This is a genomic window from Enterobacter sp. R4-368 (assembly GCF_000410515.1).
GTDB lineage: Bacteria > Pseudomonadota > Gammaproteobacteria > Enterobacterales > Enterobacteriaceae > Kosakonia.
The window spans coordinates 4,526,501-4,546,353 of sequence record NC_021500.1; the positions used below are offsets into that span (position 1 = coordinate 4,526,501).

18 protein-coding genes and 5 tRNA genes are annotated in these 19,853 nt (G+C 53.6%); 22 read left to right on the top strand and 1 reads right to left on the bottom strand.

Annotated elements, in window-relative coordinates:
* Positions 1 to 173 precede the first annotated feature (173 nt).
* The 4 genes from sucA (at position 174) to sucD (ending at position 6,355) form a co-directional block, all read left to right on the top strand.
* The gene (sucA, locus tag H650_RS21110; protein ID WP_020457053.1) at positions 174 to 2,981 is read left to right on the top strand and encodes a 2-oxoglutarate dehydrogenase E1 component; all 2,808 of its coding nucleotides are present in this window, start codon (positions 174 to 176) and stop codon (positions 2,979 to 2,981) included.
* Between the two features lie 14 nt (positions 2,982 to 2,995).
* Positions 2,996 to 4,216, top strand: coding sequence for a 2-oxoglutarate dehydrogenase complex dihydrolipoyllysine-residue succinyltransferase (gene odhB / locus H650_RS21115; RefSeq protein WP_020457054.1), 1,221 nt, complete (start codon positions 2,996 to 2,998; stop codon positions 4,214 to 4,216).
* Positions 4,217 to 4,319: 103 nt separating this feature from the next.
* The gene (gene sucC / locus H650_RS21120) at positions 4,320 to 5,486 is read left to right on the top strand and encodes an ADP-forming succinate--CoA ligase subunit beta (RefSeq protein ID WP_017455943.1); all 1,167 of its coding nucleotides are present in this window, start codon (positions 4,320 to 4,322) and stop codon (positions 5,484 to 5,486) included.
* Positions 5,486 to 6,355, top strand: coding sequence for a succinate--CoA ligase subunit alpha (gene sucD / locus H650_RS21125; protein WP_020457055.1), 870 nt, complete (start codon positions 5,486 to 5,488; stop codon positions 6,353 to 6,355). Before sucC ends, sucD begins: the two co-directional genes overlap by 1 nt.
* Positions 6,356 to 6,428: 73 nt before the next feature.
* Here sucD and H650_RS21130 read toward each other — a convergent pair whose 3' ends face one another.
* Positions 6,429 to 6,866 carry a winged helix-turn-helix transcriptional regulator gene (locus H650_RS21130; RefSeq protein ID WP_020457056.1) on the bottom strand — a complete coding sequence of 146 codons (438 nt, stop codon included), beginning with the start codon at positions 6,864 to 6,866 and terminating at the stop codon, positions 6,429 to 6,431.
* An 88-nt stretch (positions 6,867 to 6,954) separates the two neighbouring features.
* On the opposite strand from H650_RS21130, the gene H650_RS21135 reads away from it, so the two are divergent.
* The 18 genes from H650_RS21135 (at position 6,955) to nadA (ending at position 19,833) form a co-directional block, all read left to right on the top strand.
* A complete protein-coding gene (locus tag H650_RS21135; RefSeq protein WP_020457057.1) occupies positions 6,955 to 8,151 on the top strand; it encodes an MFS transporter in 1,197 nt (398 codons plus the stop codon).
* 650 nt (positions 8,152 to 8,801) lie between these two features.
* Positions 8,802 to 10,370: a cytochrome ubiquinol oxidase subunit I gene (gene cydA, locus H650_RS21140; protein ID WP_020457058.1), complete on the top strand. Its 1,569-nt coding sequence runs from the start codon at positions 8,802 to 8,804 to the stop codon at positions 10,368 to 10,370.
* Positions 10,371 to 10,385: 15 nt separating this feature from the next.
* Entirely contained in the window at positions 10,386 to 11,525 is a 1,140-nt protein-coding gene (gene cydB / locus H650_RS21145; RefSeq protein ID WP_020457059.1) for a cytochrome d ubiquinol oxidase subunit II, read from the top strand.
* A 14-nt stretch (positions 11,526 to 11,539) separates the two neighbouring features.
* On the top strand, positions 11,540 to 11,653 hold the full coding sequence (gene cydX, locus H650_RS24925; RefSeq protein WP_004100325.1) for a cytochrome bd-I oxidase subunit CydX: 114 nt from the start codon (positions 11,540 to 11,542) through the stop codon (positions 11,651 to 11,653).
* The gene (gene ybgE, locus H650_RS21150) at positions 11,653 to 11,946 is read left to right on the top strand and encodes a cyd operon protein YbgE (protein ID WP_020457060.1); all 294 of its coding nucleotides are present in this window, start codon (positions 11,653 to 11,655) and stop codon (positions 11,944 to 11,946) included. The genes cydX and ybgE overlap by 1 nt, the downstream gene beginning before the upstream one ends.
* A gap of 148 nt (positions 11,947 to 12,094) precedes the next feature.
* Positions 12,095 to 12,499, top strand: coding sequence for a tol-pal system-associated acyl-CoA thioesterase (gene ybgC / locus H650_RS21155; RefSeq protein WP_020457061.1), 405 nt, complete (start codon positions 12,095 to 12,097; stop codon positions 12,497 to 12,499).
* Complete coding sequence (tolQ, locus tag H650_RS21160; RefSeq protein WP_044489595.1) at positions 12,496 to 13,188, top strand: Tol-Pal system protein TolQ; 693 nt, start codon at positions 12,496 to 12,498, stop codon at positions 13,186 to 13,188. Before ybgC ends, tolQ begins: the two co-directional genes overlap by 4 nt.
* A 3-nt stretch (positions 13,189 to 13,191) precedes the next feature.
* Complete coding sequence (gene tolR, locus H650_RS21165) at positions 13,192 to 13,620, top strand: colicin uptake protein TolR (RefSeq protein WP_020457063.1); 429 nt, start codon at positions 13,192 to 13,194, stop codon at positions 13,618 to 13,620.
* A gap of 39 nt (positions 13,621 to 13,659) precedes the next feature.
* Positions 13,660 to 14,922 carry a cell envelope integrity protein TolA gene (tolA, locus tag H650_RS21170; RefSeq protein WP_044489596.1) on the top strand — a complete coding sequence of 421 codons (1,263 nt, stop codon included), beginning with the start codon at positions 13,660 to 13,662 and terminating at the stop codon, positions 14,920 to 14,922.
* Between the two features lie 131 nt (positions 14,923 to 15,053).
* Entirely contained in the window at positions 15,054 to 16,346 is a 1,293-nt protein-coding gene (gene tolB / locus H650_RS21175; RefSeq protein WP_020457065.1) for a Tol-Pal system beta propeller repeat protein TolB, read from the top strand.
* A gap of 33 nt (positions 16,347 to 16,379) precedes the next feature.
* Entirely contained in the window at positions 16,380 to 16,892 is a 513-nt protein-coding gene (gene pal, locus H650_RS21180; protein WP_017455955.1) for a peptidoglycan-associated lipoprotein Pal, read from the top strand.
* Positions 16,893 to 16,901: 9 nt separating this feature from the next.
* Entirely contained in the window at positions 16,902 to 17,708 is an 807-nt protein-coding gene (gene cpoB, locus H650_RS21185; RefSeq protein WP_020457066.1) for a cell division protein CpoB, read from the top strand.
* Between the two features lie 163 nt (positions 17,709 to 17,871).
* Positions 17,872 to 17,947: transfer RNA gene (locus H650_RS21190), tRNA-Lys, on the top strand.
* A gap of 26 nt (positions 17,948 to 17,973) precedes the next feature.
* Positions 17,974 to 18,049, top strand: a tRNA-Val gene (locus H650_RS21195).
* 3 nt (positions 18,050 to 18,052) lie between these two features.
* Positions 18,053 to 18,128, top strand: a tRNA-Lys gene (locus tag H650_RS21200).
* 138 nt (positions 18,129 to 18,266) lie between these two features.
* Positions 18,267 to 18,342: transfer RNA gene (locus H650_RS21205), tRNA-Lys, on the top strand.
* Between the two features lie 49 nt (positions 18,343 to 18,391).
* Positions 18,392 to 18,467, top strand: a tRNA-Lys gene (locus H650_RS21210).
* 322 nt (positions 18,468 to 18,789) lie between these two features.
* Positions 18,790 to 19,833: a quinolinate synthase NadA gene (gene nadA, locus H650_RS21215; RefSeq protein ID WP_044489814.1), complete on the top strand. Its 1,044-nt coding sequence runs from the start codon at positions 18,790 to 18,792 to the stop codon at positions 19,831 to 19,833.
* The last annotated feature ends 20 nt before the right edge of the window (positions 19,834 to 19,853 follow it).

Consider the following 19,853-nt stretch of genomic DNA (forward strand, 5'->3'; position numbering starts at 1 on the left):
GTAAGCAAAGGTAGCCAACGCAGTCGCAGCCCGGACAGCGAAGATTAGGCAGTTTTTAAAGGTTCCTTCGCGGGCCACCAAGAGCCCGCAAGTGAACCCTGGGACGTGCGCTAACGGGTGTACGTCGTAGTTATCCACGGCGAAGTAAGCATAACAATGCTTAAGGGATCACGATGCAGAACGGCGCAATGAAAGCCTGGCTGGACTCTTCTTACCTCTCTGGGTCGAACCAGAGCTGGATAGAACAGCTCTATGAAGACTTCTTAACCGATCCTGACTCGGTAGATGCAAACTGGCGTTCTATGTTCCAGCAGTTACCGGGCACCGGAGTCAAACCGGATCAGTTCCACTCCAAGACGCGTGATTATTTCCGTCAGCTGGCGAAAGATGCTTCACGTTACTCTTCCTCTATTTCCGACCCCGACACCAATGTGAAGCAGGTTAAAGTCCTGCAACTTATCAACGCATACCGTTTTCGTGGTCATCAACATGCGAACCTCGATCCGCTGGGATTGTGGCAGCAAGAGAGGGTTCCCGATCTCGATCCGGCTTATCACGATCTGACGGAAGCCGATTTCCAGAACAGCTTTAACGTGGGGTCTTTTGCGATTGGCAAAGACACCATGCCGCTGGGCGAATTGATTAACGCACTGAAAGAGACCTATTGCGGTTCGATCGGTGCGGAATATATGCATATCACCAGCACCGAAGAGAAGCGCTGGATCCAGCAACGCATCGAATCCGCAGCCGGTAAATCCAGCTTCAGCAGCGAAGAGAAAAAACGCTTCCTGACTGAACTGACGGCCGCAGAAGGTCTTGAACGTTATCTGGGCGCGAAATTCCCCGGTGCGAAGCGCTTCTCGCTGGAAGGCGGCGATGCGCTGGTGCCGATGCTCAAAGAGATGATCCGTCATGCGGGCAAGAGCGGTACCCGTGAAGTGGTGCTGGGTATGGCGCACCGCGGACGTCTGAACGTACTGGTTAACGTGCTGGGTAAACAGCCGCAGGATCTGTTTGACGAATTCGCCGGTAAACATAAAGAACACCTCGGCACCGGCGACGTGAAATACCACATGGGCTTCTCGTCCGATGTGGAAACGGAAGGCGGCCTGGTACACCTGGCGCTGGCGTTTAACCCGTCACACCTCGAGATTGTCAGCCCGGTGGTTATCGGTTCCGTTCGTGCGCGTCTTGACCGCCTTGACGAACCGAGCAGCAATAAAGTGCTGCCAATCACCATTCACGGCGACGCCGCCGTTGCGGGCCAGGGCGTGGTGCAGGAAACCCTGAACATGTCGAAAGCACGCGGCTACGAAGTGGGTGGCACGGTGCGTATCGTCATTAACAACCAGGTGGGCTTCACCACCTCGAACCCGCTGGATGCGCGCTCTACGCCATACTGTACCGACATCGGTAAGATGGTGCAGGCGCCGATTTTCCACGTTAATGCGGACGATCCGGAAGCCGTGGCGTTCGTCACTCGCCTGGCGCTCGACTTCCGTAATACTTTCAAACGCGATGTCTTTATCGACCTGGTGTGTTACCGCCGTCACGGCCACAACGAAGCCGACGAGCCGAGCGCAACCCAGCCGCTGATGTACCAGAAAATCAAAAAACACCCGACGCCGCGCAAAATCTACGCCGATCGCCTGGAGCAGGAAAAAACCATTACGCTGGAAGATGCCACCGAAATGGTAAACCTGTACCGCGATGCGCTGGATGCGGGTGAGTGTGTGGTCGCCGAATGGCGTCCGATGAATATGCACTCCTTTACCTGGTCGCCGTACCTCAACCACGAGTGGGATGAGAGCTACCCGAACAAGGTGGAAATGAAGCGCTTGCAGGAGCTGGCAAAACGCATCAGTACGGTGCCGGAAGCCATCGAAATGCAGTCCCGCGTGGCGAAGATTTACGCTGACCGCCAGTTGATGGCGAGCGGCGAGAAGTTGTTCGACTGGGGCGGCGCAGAAACACTGGCGTATGCCACGCTGGTGGATGAAGGGATTCCGGTACGTTTGTCCGGTGAAGACTCCGGTCGCGGCACCTTCTTCCATCGCCATGCGGTGATCCACAACCAGGCGAACGGTTCTACCTATACGCCACTGAGCCATGTACACAATTCGCAGGGGGCGTTCCGCGTGTGGGACTCCGTGCTCTCCGAAGAAGCGGTACTGGCGTTTGAATATGGGTATGCCACGGCAGAGCCGCGCACGCTGACCATCTGGGAAGCGCAGTTCGGCGATTTCGCCAACGGCGCGCAAGTGGTTATCGACCAGTTCATCAGCTCCGGCGAGCAGAAATGGGGCCGTATGTGTGGCCTGGTGATGCTGCTGCCGCACGGTTATGAAGGCCAGGGCCCGGAGCACTCCTCCGCGCGTCTGGAGCGTTATCTGCAACTGTGCGCTGAGCAAAATATGCAGGTCTGCGTGCCGTCTACCCCGGCGCAGGTTTACCACATGCTGCGTCGCCAGGCGCTGCGCGGTATGCGTCGTCCGCTGGTGGTGATGTCGCCGAAGTCGCTGCTGCGTCATCCGCAGGCGATTTCCACGCTGGATGAGTTGGCGAACGGCACCTTTATGCCGGCGATTGGCGAAGTGGATGATCTTGATCCGCAAGGCGTTAAGCGCGTGATCCTTTGCTCTGGTAAGGTCTATTATGATCTGCTGGAACAGCGTCGTAAAAACGACCAGAAAGATGTCGCGATTGTGCGTATCGAACAGCTTTACCCGTTCCCGCACCAGTCGGTGCAGGAAGCGCTGAAACCTTACGCTCACGTACATGATTTTGTCTGGTGCCAGGAAGAGCCGCTTAACCAGGGCGCCTGGTACTGCAGCCAGCATCATTTCCGTGATGTGATTCCGTTTGGGGCCGCTCTGCGTTATGCAGGTCGCCCGGCCTCCGCCTCTCCGGCGGTGGGATACCTGTCCGTTCACCAGAAACAGCAACAAGATCTGGTAAATGACGCGCTGAACGTCGATTAATTAAAGGATAAATAATGAGTAGCGTAGATATTCTTGTTCCCGATCTGCCCGAGTCCGTTGCTGACGCGACCGTTGCGACCTGGCACAAAAAACCAGGCGATAGCGTACGACGCGACGAAGTGTTGGTCGAAATCGAAACTGACAAAGTGGTACTGGAAGTACCGGCGTCGGCAGACGGTATTCTGGACGCGGTGCTGGAAGATGAAGGCACCACTGTGACCTCCCGCCAGATCCTGGGCCGCCTGAAAGAGGGCAACAGCTCTGGTAAAGAGAGCAGTGCCAAATCTGAAGAGAAAGAGTCCACACCGGCACAGCGCCAGCAGGCCTCGCTGGAAGAGCAAAACAATGATGCACTGAGCCCGGCGATCCGTCGCCTGCTGGCTGAGCACAACCTCGAAGCCAGCGCTATCAAAGGCACGGGCGTTGGCGGTCGTATTACACGCGAAGATGTTGAGAAACATCTGGCGAAAGCACCGGCGAAAGAGGAAAAACCAGCTGCTGCTCCGGCGAGCGCCCCGGTGGCACCGCTGGCTGGCCGCACCGAAAAACGTGTGCCGATGACCCGTCTGCGCAAACGCGTTGCCGAGCGTCTGCTGGAAGCGAAAAACTCTACCGCCATGCTGACGACGTTCAACGAAGTCAACATGAAGCCGATTATGGATCTGCGTAAGCAGTACGGTGACGCGTTTGAAAAACGTCACGGTATCCGCCTGGGCTTTATGTCTTTCTACGTGAAAGCAGTGGTTGAAGCGCTGAAACGCTACCCGGAAGTGAACGCGTCCATCGATGGCGATGACGTGGTTTACCACAACTATTTCGATGTCAGTATGGCGGTTTCCACGCCGCGTGGTCTGGTAACACCGGTGCTGCGCGATGTCGATACGCTGGGCATGGCGGATATCGAGAAGAAAATCAAAGAGCTGGCAGTGAAAGGCCGTGACGGCAAACTGACCGTTGACGATCTGACTGGCGGTAACTTCACCATCACCAACGGTGGGGTGTTCGGTTCGCTGATGTCTACACCGATCATCAACCCGCCGCAGAGTGCGATTCTGGGCATGCACGCCATTAAAGATCGCCCGATGGCGGTTGATGGCAAGGTTGAGATCCTGCCGATGATGTACCTGGCGCTCTCTTACGATCACCGTCTGATTGACGGTCGCGAATCCGTTGGTTTCCTGGTAGCCATCAAAGAGCTGCTGGAAGATCCGACTCGCTTGCTGCTGGACGTCTAGTGTCCTTAGCCCGGCGACGTCCGTTGCCGGGCCACTATAACGAACACCTGCTTTGTAGGCCGTCATCCGGCGTGACAAATTAAATGAAGGATGGATAGAACACATGAACTTACACGAGTATCAGGCGAAACAACTGTTTGCCCGGTCAGGTCTGCCGACTCCGGTTGGTTACGCCTGTACTACCCCGCGTGAAGCCGAAGAAGCGGCATCCAAAATCGGTGCAGGCCCTTGGGTGGTTAAATGCCAGGTCCATGCCGGCGGCCGTGGTAAAGCGGGCGGCGTAAAAGTCGTCAACAGCAAAGAAGATATTCGCGCCTTCGCGGAAAACTGGCTGGGCAAACGCCTGGTGACCTACCAAACAGACGCGAACGGCCAGCCGGTAAACCAGATTCTGGTTGAAGCGGCAACCGATATCGACAAAGAGCTGTATCTGGGCGCGGTGGTTGACCGTAGCTCTCGCCGTGTCGTGTTCATGGCGTCCACTGAAGGTGGCGTGGAAATCGAGAAAGTGGCGGAAGAGACCCCGCATTTGATCCACAAAACCACCATCGACCCGCTGACCGGCCCGATGCCGTATCAGGGGCGTGACCTGGCGTTCAAACTGGGTCTGGAAGGCAAGCAGGTTCAGCAATTCACCAAGATTTTCATGGGTCTGGCGACCATTTTCCTTGAGCGCGATCTGGCGCTGATTGAAATCAACCCGCTGGTGATCACCAAACAGGGCGATCTGATCTGCCTCGACGGCAAACTGGGTGCTGACGGCAACGCTCTGTTCCGCCAGCCGGAACTGCGCGAAATGCGCGACCAGTCGCAGGAAGATCCGCGCGAAGCGCAGGCGGCGCACTGGGAACTGAACTATGTTGCACTGGATGGCAACATCGGCTGTATGGTCAACGGCGCAGGTCTGGCGATGGGCACCATGGACATCGTGAAACTGCACGGTGGCGAACCGGCGAACTTCCTGGATGTGGGCGGCGGCGCGACCAAAGAGCGCGTGACCGAAGCGTTCAAAATTATCCTTTCCGATGAGAACGTGAAAGCGGTACTGGTTAACATCTTCGGTGGTATCGTGCGTTGCGACCTGATCGCTGACGGTATCATCGGCGCGGTAGAAGAAGTAGGTGTTAACGTACCGGTGGTTGTGCGTCTGGAAGGTAACAATGCTGAACTGGGCGCGAAACGCCTGGCGGACAGCGGCCTGAATATTATTGCAGCGAAAAGTCTGACGGATGCAGCACAGCAGGTTGTTGCCGCAGTGGAGGGGAAATAATGTCTGTTTTGATTGATAAGAACACCAAAGTTATCTGCCAGGGCTTCACCGGAAGCCAGGGGACTTTCCACTCCGAGCAGGCAATTGCCTATGGCACCCAGATGGTTGGCGGCGTTACGCCAGGCAAAGGCGGCACCACGCACCTTGGCCTGCCGGTGTTTAACACCGTGCGCGAAGCGGTTGAAGCAACTGGCGCGACGGCTACCGTGATCTATGTTCCGGCACCGTTCTGCAAAGACTCGATCCTCGAAGCCATCGATGCGGGCATTAAACTGATTATCACCATTACTGAAGGTATTCCGACGCTGGATATGCTGACGGTGAAAGTGAAGCTGGACGAAGCTGGCGTGCGCATGATTGGCCCGAACTGCCCGGGTGTTATCACCCCAGGCGAGTGCAAAATCGGTATCATGCCTGGCCATATTCATAAGCCTGGTAAAGTCGGTATTGTTTCCCGTTCCGGTACGCTGACCTATGAAGCGGTTAAACAGACCACAGATTACGGTTTCGGCCAGTCCACCTGTGTGGGCATCGGCGGTGACCCGATCCCGGGTTCAAACTTTATCGATATCCTGAAACTGTTCCAGGAAGATCCGCAGACCGAAGCGATTGTAATGATCGGTGAGATCGGCGGCAGCGCGGAAGAAGAAGCTGCGGCGTATATTAAAGATCACGTGACTAAACCGGTTGTGGGTTATATCGCTGGTGTGACCGCGCCGAAAGGCAAACGTATGGGCCACGCAGGCGCCATCATTGCCGGTGGTAAAGGCACCGCAGACGAGAAATTCGCTGCTCTGGAAGCGGCGGGTGTGAAAACCGTACGTAGCCTGGCCGATATCGGCGAAGCGCTGAAATCTGTTATCAAATAAAACCTCATTGCTCCTCCATGTAGGGGAGCAAGTATCCTTTCGACATGGTTGGCCGCTCCCGTAGCGGCCTTTTTTATGGCTGCAGTTTACGTACCTGCGTATTTGCCGCACTAAGGATACGCCCGTCTGCCGCCTGCGGTTGCATCGGCGGAATGACTTCGCCGCTTTGGCTATCAATCAACACGGAATGCGGCTCGTTCGGTGCAAAAAGATGCTGTTCGCCCCACTGGCGTAGCGCCACGACCACCGGAAACAGCGACTCGCCTTTTTTGGTCAGCACATACTCCTGATACGTCGTGCCGTCTGACGCTGGCTGCGTGGTGAAAATACCCGCTTCCACCAGTTTGCGTAGCCTGTCGGTAAGAATATTGCGCGCCACGCCAAGACCTCGCTGAAAATCGCCAAAACGTCGCGCACCATCAAAAGCGTCACGCACGATAAGGAGTGCCCAGCGATCGCCAATCAAATCGACAGAACGCGCGACGGGGCAAGGTTGAGTATTCAGTGGCATGGTGAATCTCCGGTTAGTATTCTGGTTGCATTTTAAAACTGGTTTATCTACCCTTCAACTAGTTTCGTTTTGCAACCGGGATGGAAGTATGAATAAAAACGCACAGGCAACGCCGCGCAGTGTCATCGCCCTGTTTGCCGTGGCCAGCGGTTTATGTGTGGCGAATGTCTATTACGCGCAGCCGTTGCTGGATGCACTGGCACAGAGCTTTGCGATCAGCCAGGCGGCTGTCGGCGGCGTGGTGACGGCAACGCAAGTGGGATCGGCGCTGGCCTTACTGCTGTTGGTGCCATTAGGCGATCTTGTTGAGCGACGTCGGTTATTGTTAGTGCAGTTGCTGGTGCTGGTGGGTGCGCTCGCCGCTGTCGCGCTGGCACAATCGGCAGCGGTGTTGCTTGCCGGCATGTTGGCAACAGGGTTGCTGGGCACGGCAATGACACAAGGATTGATTGCCAGCGCAGCCAGCATTGCTAATGAACAGGAACGGGGCAGGGTAGTGGGTGCGGCGCAAGGCGGCGTTTTTATCGGTCTGCTGTTAGCGCGAGTTTTTGCCGGTATTATCAGCGATTTAGCGGGCTGGCGCGCGGTTTATGGCGTCTCGGCATCGCTGATGCTGGTGTTATTGCTGCTGCTCTGGCGGCGGTTACCTGTTATGCGCAGCGCGATGATTTCTGTCAGTTGGTTACGTTTGATGGCCTCAATGCTGGGTCTGTTACGCACGGATCGCGTATTGCAAATCCGTGGTGTGCTGGCGTTGTTGATGTTTGCCGCTTTTAATATTTTCTGGAGCGCAATGGTGCTGCCGTTAAGTACCGCACCGTTTGGTTTCTCCCATACGGTAATTGGCTTGTTTGCCCTGGCGGGCGTTGCGGGCGCGCTGGTAGCGGCAAAAGCCGGGCGCGAAGCAGATCGCGGCAATGCGCAGCGCACGAGTTTACTGGCGCTCCTCTTGTTGCTGCTGGCCTGGTGGCCGCTGTCACAGTTACAACACTCTCTGGCGTTATTTATCCTCGGTATTGTTTTGCTCGATCTTGGCGGCCAGGCGCTGCATGTCACCAATCAGAGCCTGATTTTGCGTACCCACGCCTCGCAACACGGCAGACTGGTGGCGTTGTATATGCTGTTTTACGCTCTCGGCAGCGGACTGGGTGCCATGGCAACGACGGCGATTTATGCTGTTTTCGGCTGGCAGGGGGTTTGCTTGCTTGGCGCAGCAGTGACGTTGCTGGCGCTTATCGTCTGGGGGGCAACCCGGCGCTGGATGCTTGTCAGTAATAACCTGTAAAATAAAAGGGTATTAATGTCCCAGGAAATATAACGAATAATCACTGCGCGGTGTTAAGTATGATAATCGCGAAAGTGAAATAATTGTAAAATAAACAAGATAATCATCCGCTCTAATTTTACGCCCCCTTTAAGTTGCCGCAGTTGTCTCATTTTTTACATGAATGATAAACGTTAAATAAAGTCGCCATTATTTATCTTTACCCGCCGATTGATAACCATGAATGGCGTTAAAATGAACATGTTGTTAACAATGTTTTTACTGTGATTCTACACCGGATACAAAATTAACAATGCTGAATAAAATTGATTTAAATCAATATTTAAAAGCTTGGAAAAGATGCTGAAAATCGTTAAATTGTCGCCGATCAAATTGGTGCAAAAGTGGTAAATTCGCTATAAATTGATCACTGTCGAAAAACGTAAAACTAACTCAATAAAAACCTTTTTATTGTAAGGGATTTGCGGAGTAATATATTCGAGAGATCAATTCGAGTTTTTTATTAACCTGGTTGTAACTTTTTTCATTCATTGTCACGCTTTATGTGACGTGAATAAAACAGTGCAGCAATTTTGTATTGGGGCATGCGTGTGAACCTTCGCTAACGGGGTTTACTCTCGGAGTCTTCATGCGATGAGCAAGGAGTCATAATGTTAGATATAGTCGAACTGTCGCGCTTACAGTTTGCCTTGACCGCGATGTACCACTTTCTGTTTGTGCCACTGACGCTCGGTATGGCGTTCCTGCTGGCAATTATGGAAACGGTCTACGTCCTCTCCGGCAAACAGATTTATAAAGATATGACCAAGTTCTGGGGCAAGTTGTTTGGTATCAACTTCGCACTGGGCGTGGCTACCGGTCTGACGATGGAGTTCCAGTTCGGGACTAACTGGTCTTACTATTCCCATTATGTTGGGGATATCTTCGGTGCGCCGCTGGCCATTGAAGGTCTGATGGCCTTCTTCCTCGAGTCTACGTTTGTAGGTCTGTTTTTCTTCGGTTGGGATCGTCTGGGCAAAGTACAGCACATGGCAGTGACCTGGCTGGTGGCTCTTGGCTCCAACTTGTCCGCACTGTGGATTCTGGTGGCAAACGGCTGGATGCAAAACCCGGTTGCTTCTGATTTCAACTTTGAAACCATGCGTATGGAGATGGTGAGCTTCGCTGAACTGGTACTTAACCCGGTAGCGCAGGTGAAATTCGTTCACACTGTTGCGTCTGGTTATACCTGCGGTGCCATCTTTATCCTCGGTATCAGCTCCTACTATCTGCTGCGCGGTCGCGACATCGCTTTTGCTAAACGCTCCTTCGCTATTGCTGCCAGCTTCGGTATGGCCGCAGTGCTGTCTGTTATCGTGCTGGGTGACGAATCCGGTTACGAAATGGGTGACGTGCAAAAAACCAAACTGGCTGCGATTGAAGCCGAATGGGAAACCCAGCCTGCACCGGCGGCGTTTACCCTGTTTGGCGTGCCGGACCAGGATAAGCAAGAGAACAAATTTGCTATCCAGATCCCATATGCGCTGGGCATCATCGCCACCCGTTCTGTTGATACGCCGGTTATTGGTCTTAAAGATCTGATGGTGCAGCACGAAGAGCGCATCCGTAACGGTATGAAAGCGTATCAGTTGCTGGAGCAACTGCGCGCAGGTTCTACCGATCAGGCCCTTCGTGACCAGTTCAATAACATCAAGAAAGATCTTGGTTATGGCCTGCTGCTGAAACGCTATACGCCGAATGTGGCAGACGCGACCGAAGCGCAGATCAAGCAAGCGACCAAAGACTCCATCCCGCGCGTTGCGCCGCTGTACTTCGCGTTCCGTATAATGGTGGCCGCTGGCGTGCTGATGCTGCTGATTATCGCTGCCTCTTTCTGGACCGTGATTCGTAACCGCATCGGTGAGAAAAAATGGCTGCTGCGCGCTGCGCTGTATGGCATCCCGCTGCCGTGGATTGCTATTGAAGCGGGCTGGTTTGTTGCCGAGTATGGCCGTCAGCCGTGGGCGATTGGTGAAGTGTTGCCGACCGCGGTTGCGAACTCATCGCTGACCGTTGGCGATCTGCTGTTCTCCATGATTCTGATTTGCGGCCTTTATACGCTGTTTATGGTGGCGGAAGTGTTCCTGATGTTCAAATTTGCTCGCCTTGGGCCGAGCAGTCTGAAAACAGGTCGCTATCACTACGAGCAGTCCACCGTGGCTTCTCAGCCGGCACGCTAAGACAGGAGTCGTCAAATGATTGATTATGAAATATTACGTTTTATCTGGTGGCTGCTGGTTGGCATTCTGCTGATTGGTTTTGCGGTCACCGACGGCTTCGACATGGGCGTGGGGATGTTGACCCGTGTGCTGGGTCGTAGCGACACCGAACGCCGCGTGATGATCAACTCCATCGCGCCGCACTGGGACGGTAACCAGGTTTGGCTGATCACCGCTGGTGGCGCGCTGTTTGCGGCCTGGCCGATGGTTTACGCTGCCGCGTTCTCCGGTTTTTATGTGGCGATGATCCTTGTGCTCGCTTCACTGTTCTTCCGTCCGGTTGGTTTTGATTACCGCTCGAAGATTGAAGATATGCGCTGGCGTGGCATGTGGGACTGGGGCATCTTCATCGGCAGCTTTGTTCCGCCATTGGTGATCGGTGTGGCATTCGGCAACCTGCTGCAGGGTGTGCCGTTCCATCTTGATAACGATATGCGCCTGTTCTACACCGGTAACTTCTTCCAGTTGCTGAATCCGTTTGGTCTGTTGGCCGGCGTGGTGAGCGTGGCGATGATCCTGACCCAGGGCGCGACATACCTGCAAATGCGTACCGTTGGCGAACTGCATCTGCGTGCTCGTGCCACGGTGCAAATTGCCGCGCTGGTTACGCTGGTTTGCTTCGCACTGGCGGGCGTGTGGGTGGTTTACGGTATCGACGGTTACGTGGTGACTTCCGCGATAGATCATCATGCCGCGTCTAACCCGTTGACCAAAGAAGTGGCGGTACAGGCGGGAGCCTGGCTGACTAACTTCAACAACATGCCTGTGTTGTGGCTGGTGCCGGCGCTGGGTGTGGTGTTGCCACTGCTGACCGTGCTGACGGCGCGTCTGGATAAAGCCGCCTGGGCGTTCGTGTTCTCTTCACTGACGCTGGCATGCATCATCCTGACTGCGGGTATCGCGATGTTCCCGTTCATCATGCCGTCAAGCACCATGCTGAAAGCAAGCCTGACCATGTGGGACGCGACATCGACGCAGCTGACGCTGAACCTGATGACTTATGTGGCGCTGGTTTTTGTACCGATTGTCCTGCTTTACACCATCTGGTGTTACTGGAAAATGTTCGGTCGCATTACCAAAGAGCACATTGAAAGCAATACCCACTCTATGTATTAAGTAAGGAGCAGAATATGTGGTATTTCGCATGGATTTTAGGAACGCTTCTTGCCTGTGCTTTCGGAGTGATTACCGCGCTGGCGCTGGAACATGTTGAAGCGACCAAAGCCGGGAAAGAAGAACACTGATGGAAAAAATTATCGCAAAACTCTATGCGGTAATGGACAAGGGCCCGTTAAGGGCCCTTTCCTTAATAATGGCATTACTGCTGGCGGGCTGTATCTTCTGGGATCCCTCCCGTTTCGCGGCCAAAACCAGCGAGCTGGAGATTTGGCACGGGCTGTTATTAATGTGGGCGGTATGCGCCGGTGTTGTTCACGGTGTTGGCTTTCGCCCGCGCGCGCTTCACTGGCAGGGTTTTTTCTGCCCGCCAGTCGCTTTTGTCGTAATGCTTGCCGGGCTTGTTTTCTTCTTCTTTTGAATAAGAAATATCCGCTATCCTCATGGGCTTGCAAAAGCCCATAAATTTTTACTCTCCGTTTACCTCAACCCATTCCAAAGCATCTTGCCCGCGCGTATAGTAGCGAAGTTTAAAAGCTCTAACTTTTTTTGCATTACCGGGATGTAAAGTGAATACAACGCTGTTTCGATGGCCGGTTCGGGTCTATTACGAAGATACCGATGTCGGTGGCATGGTTTACCATGCCAACTACGTTGCTTTTTATGAAAGAGCCCGCACTGAGATGCTGCGTCACCATCACTTGAGTCAACAGGCTCTGCTGGCTGAACGCATTGCGTTAGTGGTACGCAAAATGACGTTGGAGTATTTTGCACCCGCCAGACTCGACGACATGCTCGAAGTCCAAACGGAAATTACATCAATGCGCGGAACCTCGATGGTTTTCTCGCAGCGGATTGTCAATGCAGAGAATAAAGTGCTGAACGAAGCTGAAGCGCTGATTGTCTGTGTTGATCCACTCTTAATGAAGCCTCGTGCGCTTCCCAAGTCTATTGTCGCGGAGTTTAAGCAGTGACTGACATGAACATCCTTGATTTGTTCCTGAAGGCTAGCCTTCTGGTCAAACTTATCATGTTGATTTTGATTGGTTTTTCTATCGCATCCTGGGCCATTATTATCCAGAGAACGCGCATCCTCAACGCTGCAGGGCGCGAAGCGGAAGCCTTCGAAGACAAGTTTTGGTCCGGCATCGAACTGTCTCGTCTGTATCAGGAAAGCCAGGGACGCCGTGATAATTTAAGCGGTTCGGAACAAATTTTTTATAGTGGTTTCAAAGAGTTTGCCCGTCTGCACCGCGCAAATAGCCACGCGCCAGAAGCGATTGTTGAAGGGGCATCAAGGGCGATGCGTATTTCGATGAACCGCGAACTGGAAACGCTGGAAAACCATATTCCATTCCTTGGTACCGTAGGTTCTATCAGCCCGTATATCGGTCTGTTCGGTACGGTATGGGGGATCATGCATGCCTTTATCGCGCTGGGCGCGGTGAAGCAGGCGACGCTGCAAATGGTTGCGCCTGGTATCGCCGAAGCGTTGATCGCAACAGCTATCGGTCTGTTTGCAGCCATTCCTGCGGTTATGGCTTATAACCGACTGAACCAGCGTGTGAACAAACTGGAACTGAATTACGACAACTTTATGGAAGAGTTCACGGCTATTCTGCATCGCCAGGCATTTGCCAGCAGCGACAGCAGCAAGGAGTAAGCCATGGCCAGATCGCGTGGACGGGGCCGTCGTGACCTCAAGTCTGAAATCAACATCGTACCGTTGCTGGACGTGTTGCTGGTGCTGCTGCTGATCTTTATGGCGACGGCACCGATCATTACGCAAAGCGTAGAGGTTGATCTGCCGGATGCGACACAGTCGCAAACCGTCAGTACCAATGACGATCCTCCGGTCATTATTGAGGTTTCCGGTATCGGACAGTACAGCGTGGTGGTGGAAAAAGATCGTATGGATCAACTGCCGCCGGAGCAGGTGATTGCGGAGGCGCAGCGTCGCCTGCAATCCAATCCGAAAACCGTGTTCTTAATCGGCGGGGCGAAAGATGTGCCGTACGATGAAATCATTAAAGCGCTGAACCTGTTACATAGCGCGGGTGTGAAATCAGTCGGCTTGATGACGCAGCCTATCTGATCACCGGCTTAACAGGCGGACAGTTTTTGGGAACCGAGAGTGTCAAAGGCAACCGTACAAAACGACAAGCTTAAGCGAGCAATAATCATTTCGGCTGTGCTACACGTAATTCTTGTGGCGCTGCTGATCTGGAGCTCGTTTGATGAGCATATTGATGCTTCTTCAGGCGGTGGCGGTGGCTCTGCGATTGATGCGGTGATGGTCGATCCGGGCGCTGTGGTGGAAAATTACAACCGCCAGCAGCAGCAGCAAGCCAGTGCGCAGCGCGCCAAAGAGCAGCGTGAAAAACAGGCGCAACAGCAAGCGGAAGAGCTGCGAGAAAAGCAGGCTGCCGAGCAGGAGCATTTAAAACAGCTGGAGCAGGAGCGTTTACAAGCGCAGGAAGCGGCGCGCGAACAGGCTGAGCAGCAGAAAAAAGCGGAAGAGGCGGCGAAACAGGCTCAACAGCAGCAGAAACAAGCTGAAGAGGCGGCCGCGAAAGCCGCAGCTGACGCAAAAGCAAAAGCGGACGCGCAGGCAAAAGCAGCAGAAGAAGCTGCGAAGAAAGCGGCTGCCGACGCGAAGAAAAAAGCGGAAGCCGAAGCCGCGAAAGCTGCCGCAGACGCACAGAAAAAAGCCGAAGCGGAAGCGGCGAAAGCAGCTGCTGATGCGAAGAAAAAAGCCGAGGCCGAAGCCGCGAAAAAAGCGCAGGCTGAAGCGGCTAAACAAGCTGCCGCCGAAAAAGCGGCAGCGGAGAAAGCCGCCGCAGCGGAGAAAGCGGCTGCTGAAAAGGCAGCAGCCGAAAAAGCCGCCGCTGAAAAAGCTGCCGCCGAGAAAAAAGCTGCAGCAGCAAAAGCTGCTGCCGATAAAAAAGCGGCTGCAGAGAAGGCCGCAGCCGCCAAGAAAGCCGCCGCCGAGAAAGCAGATGCCGCAGGCGTTGACGATCTGTTTGGTGATTTAAGCTCCGGTAAGAATGCACCGAAAACGGGTGGTGGAGCGAAAGGGAATAATGCAGCTCCCGCCGGTTCTGGTAACACTAAGAACAACGGCGCGTCCGGTGCAGACATCAATAACTATGCAGGGCAGATTAAATCGGCTATCGAAAGCCGCTTCTATGACGCCTCCTCTTATGCGGGGAAAACCTGTACGTTACGTGTCAAACTGGCGCCAGACGGTATGCTGTTAGATATTCAGTCGGAAGGTGGCGATCCGGCCCTTTGCCAGGCTGCGCTTGCTGCAGCGCGACAGGCAAAAATGCCGAAACCGCCAAGTCAGGCTGTATATGAAGTGTTCAAAAATGCGCCACTGGACTTTAAACCTTAAGGTACACTTTCCCTCTCAATCTGCGGGGGAGATCGTGCTGAGGGTGTCCTGACGCAGGTAGTTTTGTCTATTGAGTTTGTTAAAATTCTGCTAAATTATCGCGGGTTTTCCGCCCGGATAAGGGAGATATGATGAAGCAGGCATTACGTGTTGCATTTGGTTTTCTAATGCTGTGGGCAGCTGTGCTGCACGCAGAAGTACGTATCGAGATCACCCAGGGGGTGGACTCGGCACGCCCGATCGGCGTTGTGCCTTTCCAGTGGGCTGGACCTGGCGCTGCGCCTGAGGATGCTGGTGGTATCGTTGCTGCGGATCTGCGCAACAGCGGCAAATTCAATCCACTCGATCGTTCACGTCTGCCGCAGCAGCCTGGCAGCGCTCAGGAAGTGCAGCCAGCCGCGTGGTCAGCACTGGGTATTGACGCGGTGGTTGTCGGCCAGGTGACCCCGAATCCTGACGGCAGCTACAATGTCGCTTATCAGCTGGTGGATACCGGTGGCGCACCGGGAACGGTACTGGCGCAAAACTCCTTTAAAGTGAACAAACAGTGGCTGCGTTACGCCGCTCACGCTGCCAGTGACGAAGTATTCCAGAAACTGACCGGCATTAAAGGTGCGTTCCGTACCCGTATTGCTTATGTTGTGCAGACCGCTAACAGCCAGTTCCCGTATGAACTGCGCGTTTCCGACTATGACGGTTACAACCAGTTCCTGGTGCATAAATCTCCGCAGCCGCTGATGTCTCCGGCATGGTCACCAGATGGCTCAAAACTGGCATACGTGACGTTTGAAAGCGGTCGTTCTGCACTGGTTATCCAGACACTGGCTAACGGCAGTGTTCGTCAGGTTGCTTCGTTCCCGCGTCACAACGGCGCACCGGCGTTCTCGCCGGACGGTTCTAAACTGGCATTCGCACTGTCGAAAACCGGTAGCCTGAACATTTACGTAATGGACATTGGTTCTGGCCAGATCCGCCAGGTGACCGATGGTCGCAGCAACAATACGGAGCCGACCTGGTTCCCGGATAGCCAAACCCTGGCATTCACTTCTGACCAGGCTGGGCGTCCGCAGGTTTATAAAGTAGGTCTTAATGGCGGCGCAGCGCAGCGTATCTCATGGCAGGGTTCTCAGAACCAGGACGCGGATATCAGCAGCGACGGCAAATTTATGGTGATGGTTAGCTCTGACGGTGGTCAGCAGCACATCGCTAAACAAGATCTGGAAGCGGGTGGCGTACAGGTTCTGACGTCAACGTTCCTGGATGAAACGCCAAGTCTGGCACCTAACGGCACAATGGTAATCTACAGCTCTTCTCAGGGGATGGGATCCGTGCTGAATCTGGTTTCTACAGATGGGCGTTTCAAAGCGCGTATTCCGGCGACTGATGGACAGGTTAAATTCCCTGCCTGGTCTCCGTATCTGTAATAATAAATAATTGATTATAAAGGAATCAAAGAAATGCAACTGAACAAAGTGCTGAAAGGCCTGATGCTGGCTCTGCCTGTAATGGCGATCGCTGCATGTTCTTCTCACAAGAATGCAAGCGACCAGAGCGGCGAAGGCATGATGGGTGCTGGCACTGGCATGAACGGTAGCGGCAACATGTCCTCCGAAGAACAAGCGCGTCTGCAAATGCAACAGCTGCAGCAGAACAACATTGTTTACTTCGATCTGGACAAGTATGACATCCGTTCTGACTTCGCAGCGATGCTGGATGCTCACGCTAACTTCCTGCGTAGCAACCCGTCCTACAAAGTTACCGTTGAAGGTCACGCTGACGAACGTGGTACTCCGGAATACAACATCTCCCTGGGCGAACGTCGTGCTAACGCCGTTAAAATGTACCTGCAGGGTAAAGGCGTTTCCGCTGACCAGATCTCCATCGTTTCTTACGGTAAAGAAAAACCTGCAGTACTGGGTCACGACGAAGCGGCTTACGCTAAAAACCGTCGCGCCGTACTGGTTTACTAAGAGAATTGCATGAGCAGTAACTTCAGACATCATCTGTTGAGTCTGTCGTTACTGGTTGGCATAGCGGCCCCCTGGGCCGCTAATGCTCAGGCGCCAATCAGTAGTGTCGGCTCAGGCTCGGTCGAAGACCGCGTCACTCAACTCGAGCGTATTTCCAATGCTCACAGCCAGCTTTTAACTCAACTCCAGCAACAACTCTCCGATAATCAGGCCGATATTGATACGCTTCGTGGGCAAATCCAGGAAAATCAATATCAACTGAACCAGGTGGTTGAACGCCAACAGCAAATTTTGCAGCAGATAGGCAATCTTAGCAGTGGCGGTGCGGCGGGGCAGACGCAGCAGACATCCGGCGATCAGAGCGGGGCGGCAACGCAGGCTCCGGCAGCGGATTCTGGTGCCAACACGGGGGCGGCGAATACTGGCGCGCCCGTACAAAGTGGTGATGCCAATACCGATTACAATGCTGCGGTGGCGCTGGTGCAGGATAAATCCCACCAGGATGAAGCTATCGCTGCATTCCAGAATTTCGTCAAAAAATACCCTGATTCAACCTACATACCGAATGCCAACTACTGGCTCGGGCAGTTGAATTACAACAAGGGTAAAAAAGACGATGCTGCTTATTACTTCGCTTCAGTGGTGAAAAATTTCCCGAAGTCGCCTAAAGCGCCAGACGCTATGTACAAGGTCGGCGTGATTATGCAAGACAAAGGGGATACAGCAAAAGCGAAAGCGGTCTACCAGCAGGTGGTCAGTAAATACCCTGGTACCGAAGGTGCTAAACAAGCGCAAAAACGTCTTGGTTCGATGTAATGCATAGCACATGACCAGAAATCGAGCTTTTTCTGGTCTTGTCGCATGAATCATAAGCAGTTAAGTGATATTCATCGAAATTGTTGTTGCGCTGAATTCTTAAATCAGTAATATATGCCGCCGTTGCCAAGGGATATCACACAGACCAGAAGCAACGCAAAGTGGGTCGTTAGCTCAGTTGGTAGAGCAGTTGACTTTTAATCAATTGGTCGCAGGTTCGAATCCTGCACGACCCACCACGTAAAGCAGTATCCAGCGCAGTATCGGGTGATTAGCTCAGCTGGGAGAGCACCTCCCTTACAAGGAGGGGGTCGGCGGTTCGATCCCGTCATCACCCACCACTCGGGTCGTTAGCTCAGTTGGTAGAGCAGTTGACTTTTAATCAATTGGTCGCAGGTTCGAATCCTGCACGACCCACCAATTTAACATCCATCCAATGGTGTTAAACGTGAAGGATAACGTTGCGTCAGCAGCGTCCGGCTAAAAGCGAGCCATTCTGCACGATCAGCCACGTAATGTGGTCACAGATAAAATTATCTTCGAAGCCGCTACCCGTATGGGTCGTTAGCTCAGTTGGTAGAGCAGTTGACTTTTAATCAATTGGTCGCAGGTTCGAATCCTGCACGACCCACCAATTTAACATCATATTGGCGCCGGTTAACTTCGAAGAACAATCCCGAAAGGGGTCGTTAGCTCAGTTGGTAGAGCAGTTGACTTTTAATCAATTGGTCGCAGGTTCGAATCCTGCACGACCCACCAATGTAAAAAAGCGCCCTAAAGGCGCTTTTTTGCTATCTGCCCAAGTTAAAAATTCGGACCTGCAGCAGGTTCGGGTCGAACGTAGTGAGACAAGGTCGCCGCTTGCGGCGACGACCCGAAGGGCGAGCAAAGCGGTCACCCACCACTATAAATATGGCGCCGGCAGCGCTTTTTTGCTTTCTGCTATTCCACAAAAATTCCCCACGACATTTTTTGTCCAATCAGCTATCTTGTTTAGTATATAAAACACCGCTGCGCTAATGACGTCACGCATTTGCGTTGTTCTGGTAATTAAGTTAAGCAAGCAAAACGAGTAAGCATGATGAGCGTAATGTTTGATCCTGAAACCGCAATCTATCCGTTCCCGCCTAAACCCGCACCGCTAAACCTGCATGAGAAGCAGTTTTACCGCGAGAAAATCAAGCGCTTGCTCAAAGAGCGAGATGCGGTGATGGTTGCACACTACTATACCGACCCGGAAATTCAGCAACTGGCGGAGGAGACCGGCGGTTGTATCTCTGATTCACTGGAGATGGCGCGTTTCGGTGCCAGACATTCCGCCTCAACGCTGCTGGTGGCAGGCGTACGTTTTATGGGGGAAACCGCCAAAATCCTCAGCCCTGAAAAAACCATCCTGATGCCGACATTGCATGCGGAATGCTCGCTTGATCTCGGCTGTCCGGTTGAAGATTTCAGCGCCTTTTGCGATGCGCACCCGGATCGCACCGTGGTGGTTTACGCCAACACCTCTGCTGCCGTGAAAGCGCGTGCCGACTGGGTTGTAACCTCAAGTATTGCGGTAGAGTTAATTGAGCATCTCGACAGCCTTGGCGAGAAAATTATCTGGGCTCCGGATCGTCATCTCGGCAACTATGTACAAAAACAGACTGGTGCGGATGTGCTGTGCTGGCAGGGTGCGTGCATCGTGCATGACGAATTTAAAACGCAGGCGCTGACGCGCATGAAAGCGCTCTATCCTGATGCTGCCATCCTCGTGCATCCTGAATCGCCGCAGTCAGTCGTGAATCTGGCAGATGCAGTCGGTTCAACCAGCCAGCTTATCGCTGCGGCAAAAACACTGCCGAATAAGCAACTTATCGTCGCGACCGATCGCGGTATCTTTTACAAAATGCAGCAGGCCGTGCCGGAAAAAGAGTTACTGGAAGCGCCAACCGCGGGTGAGGGGGCGACGTGCCGCAGTTGCGCGCATTGCCCATGGATGGCGATGAACGGTCTGAAAGCTATCGCTGAAAGCCTGGAAAATGGTGGCGCGGAGCATGAAATCCACGTTGATGCCGCGCTGCGTGAAGGCGCGCTGTTGCCGCTTAACCGTATGCTCGATTTTGCGGCTACACTACGTTCTTAGTGAATAATCAATGCGTAGCA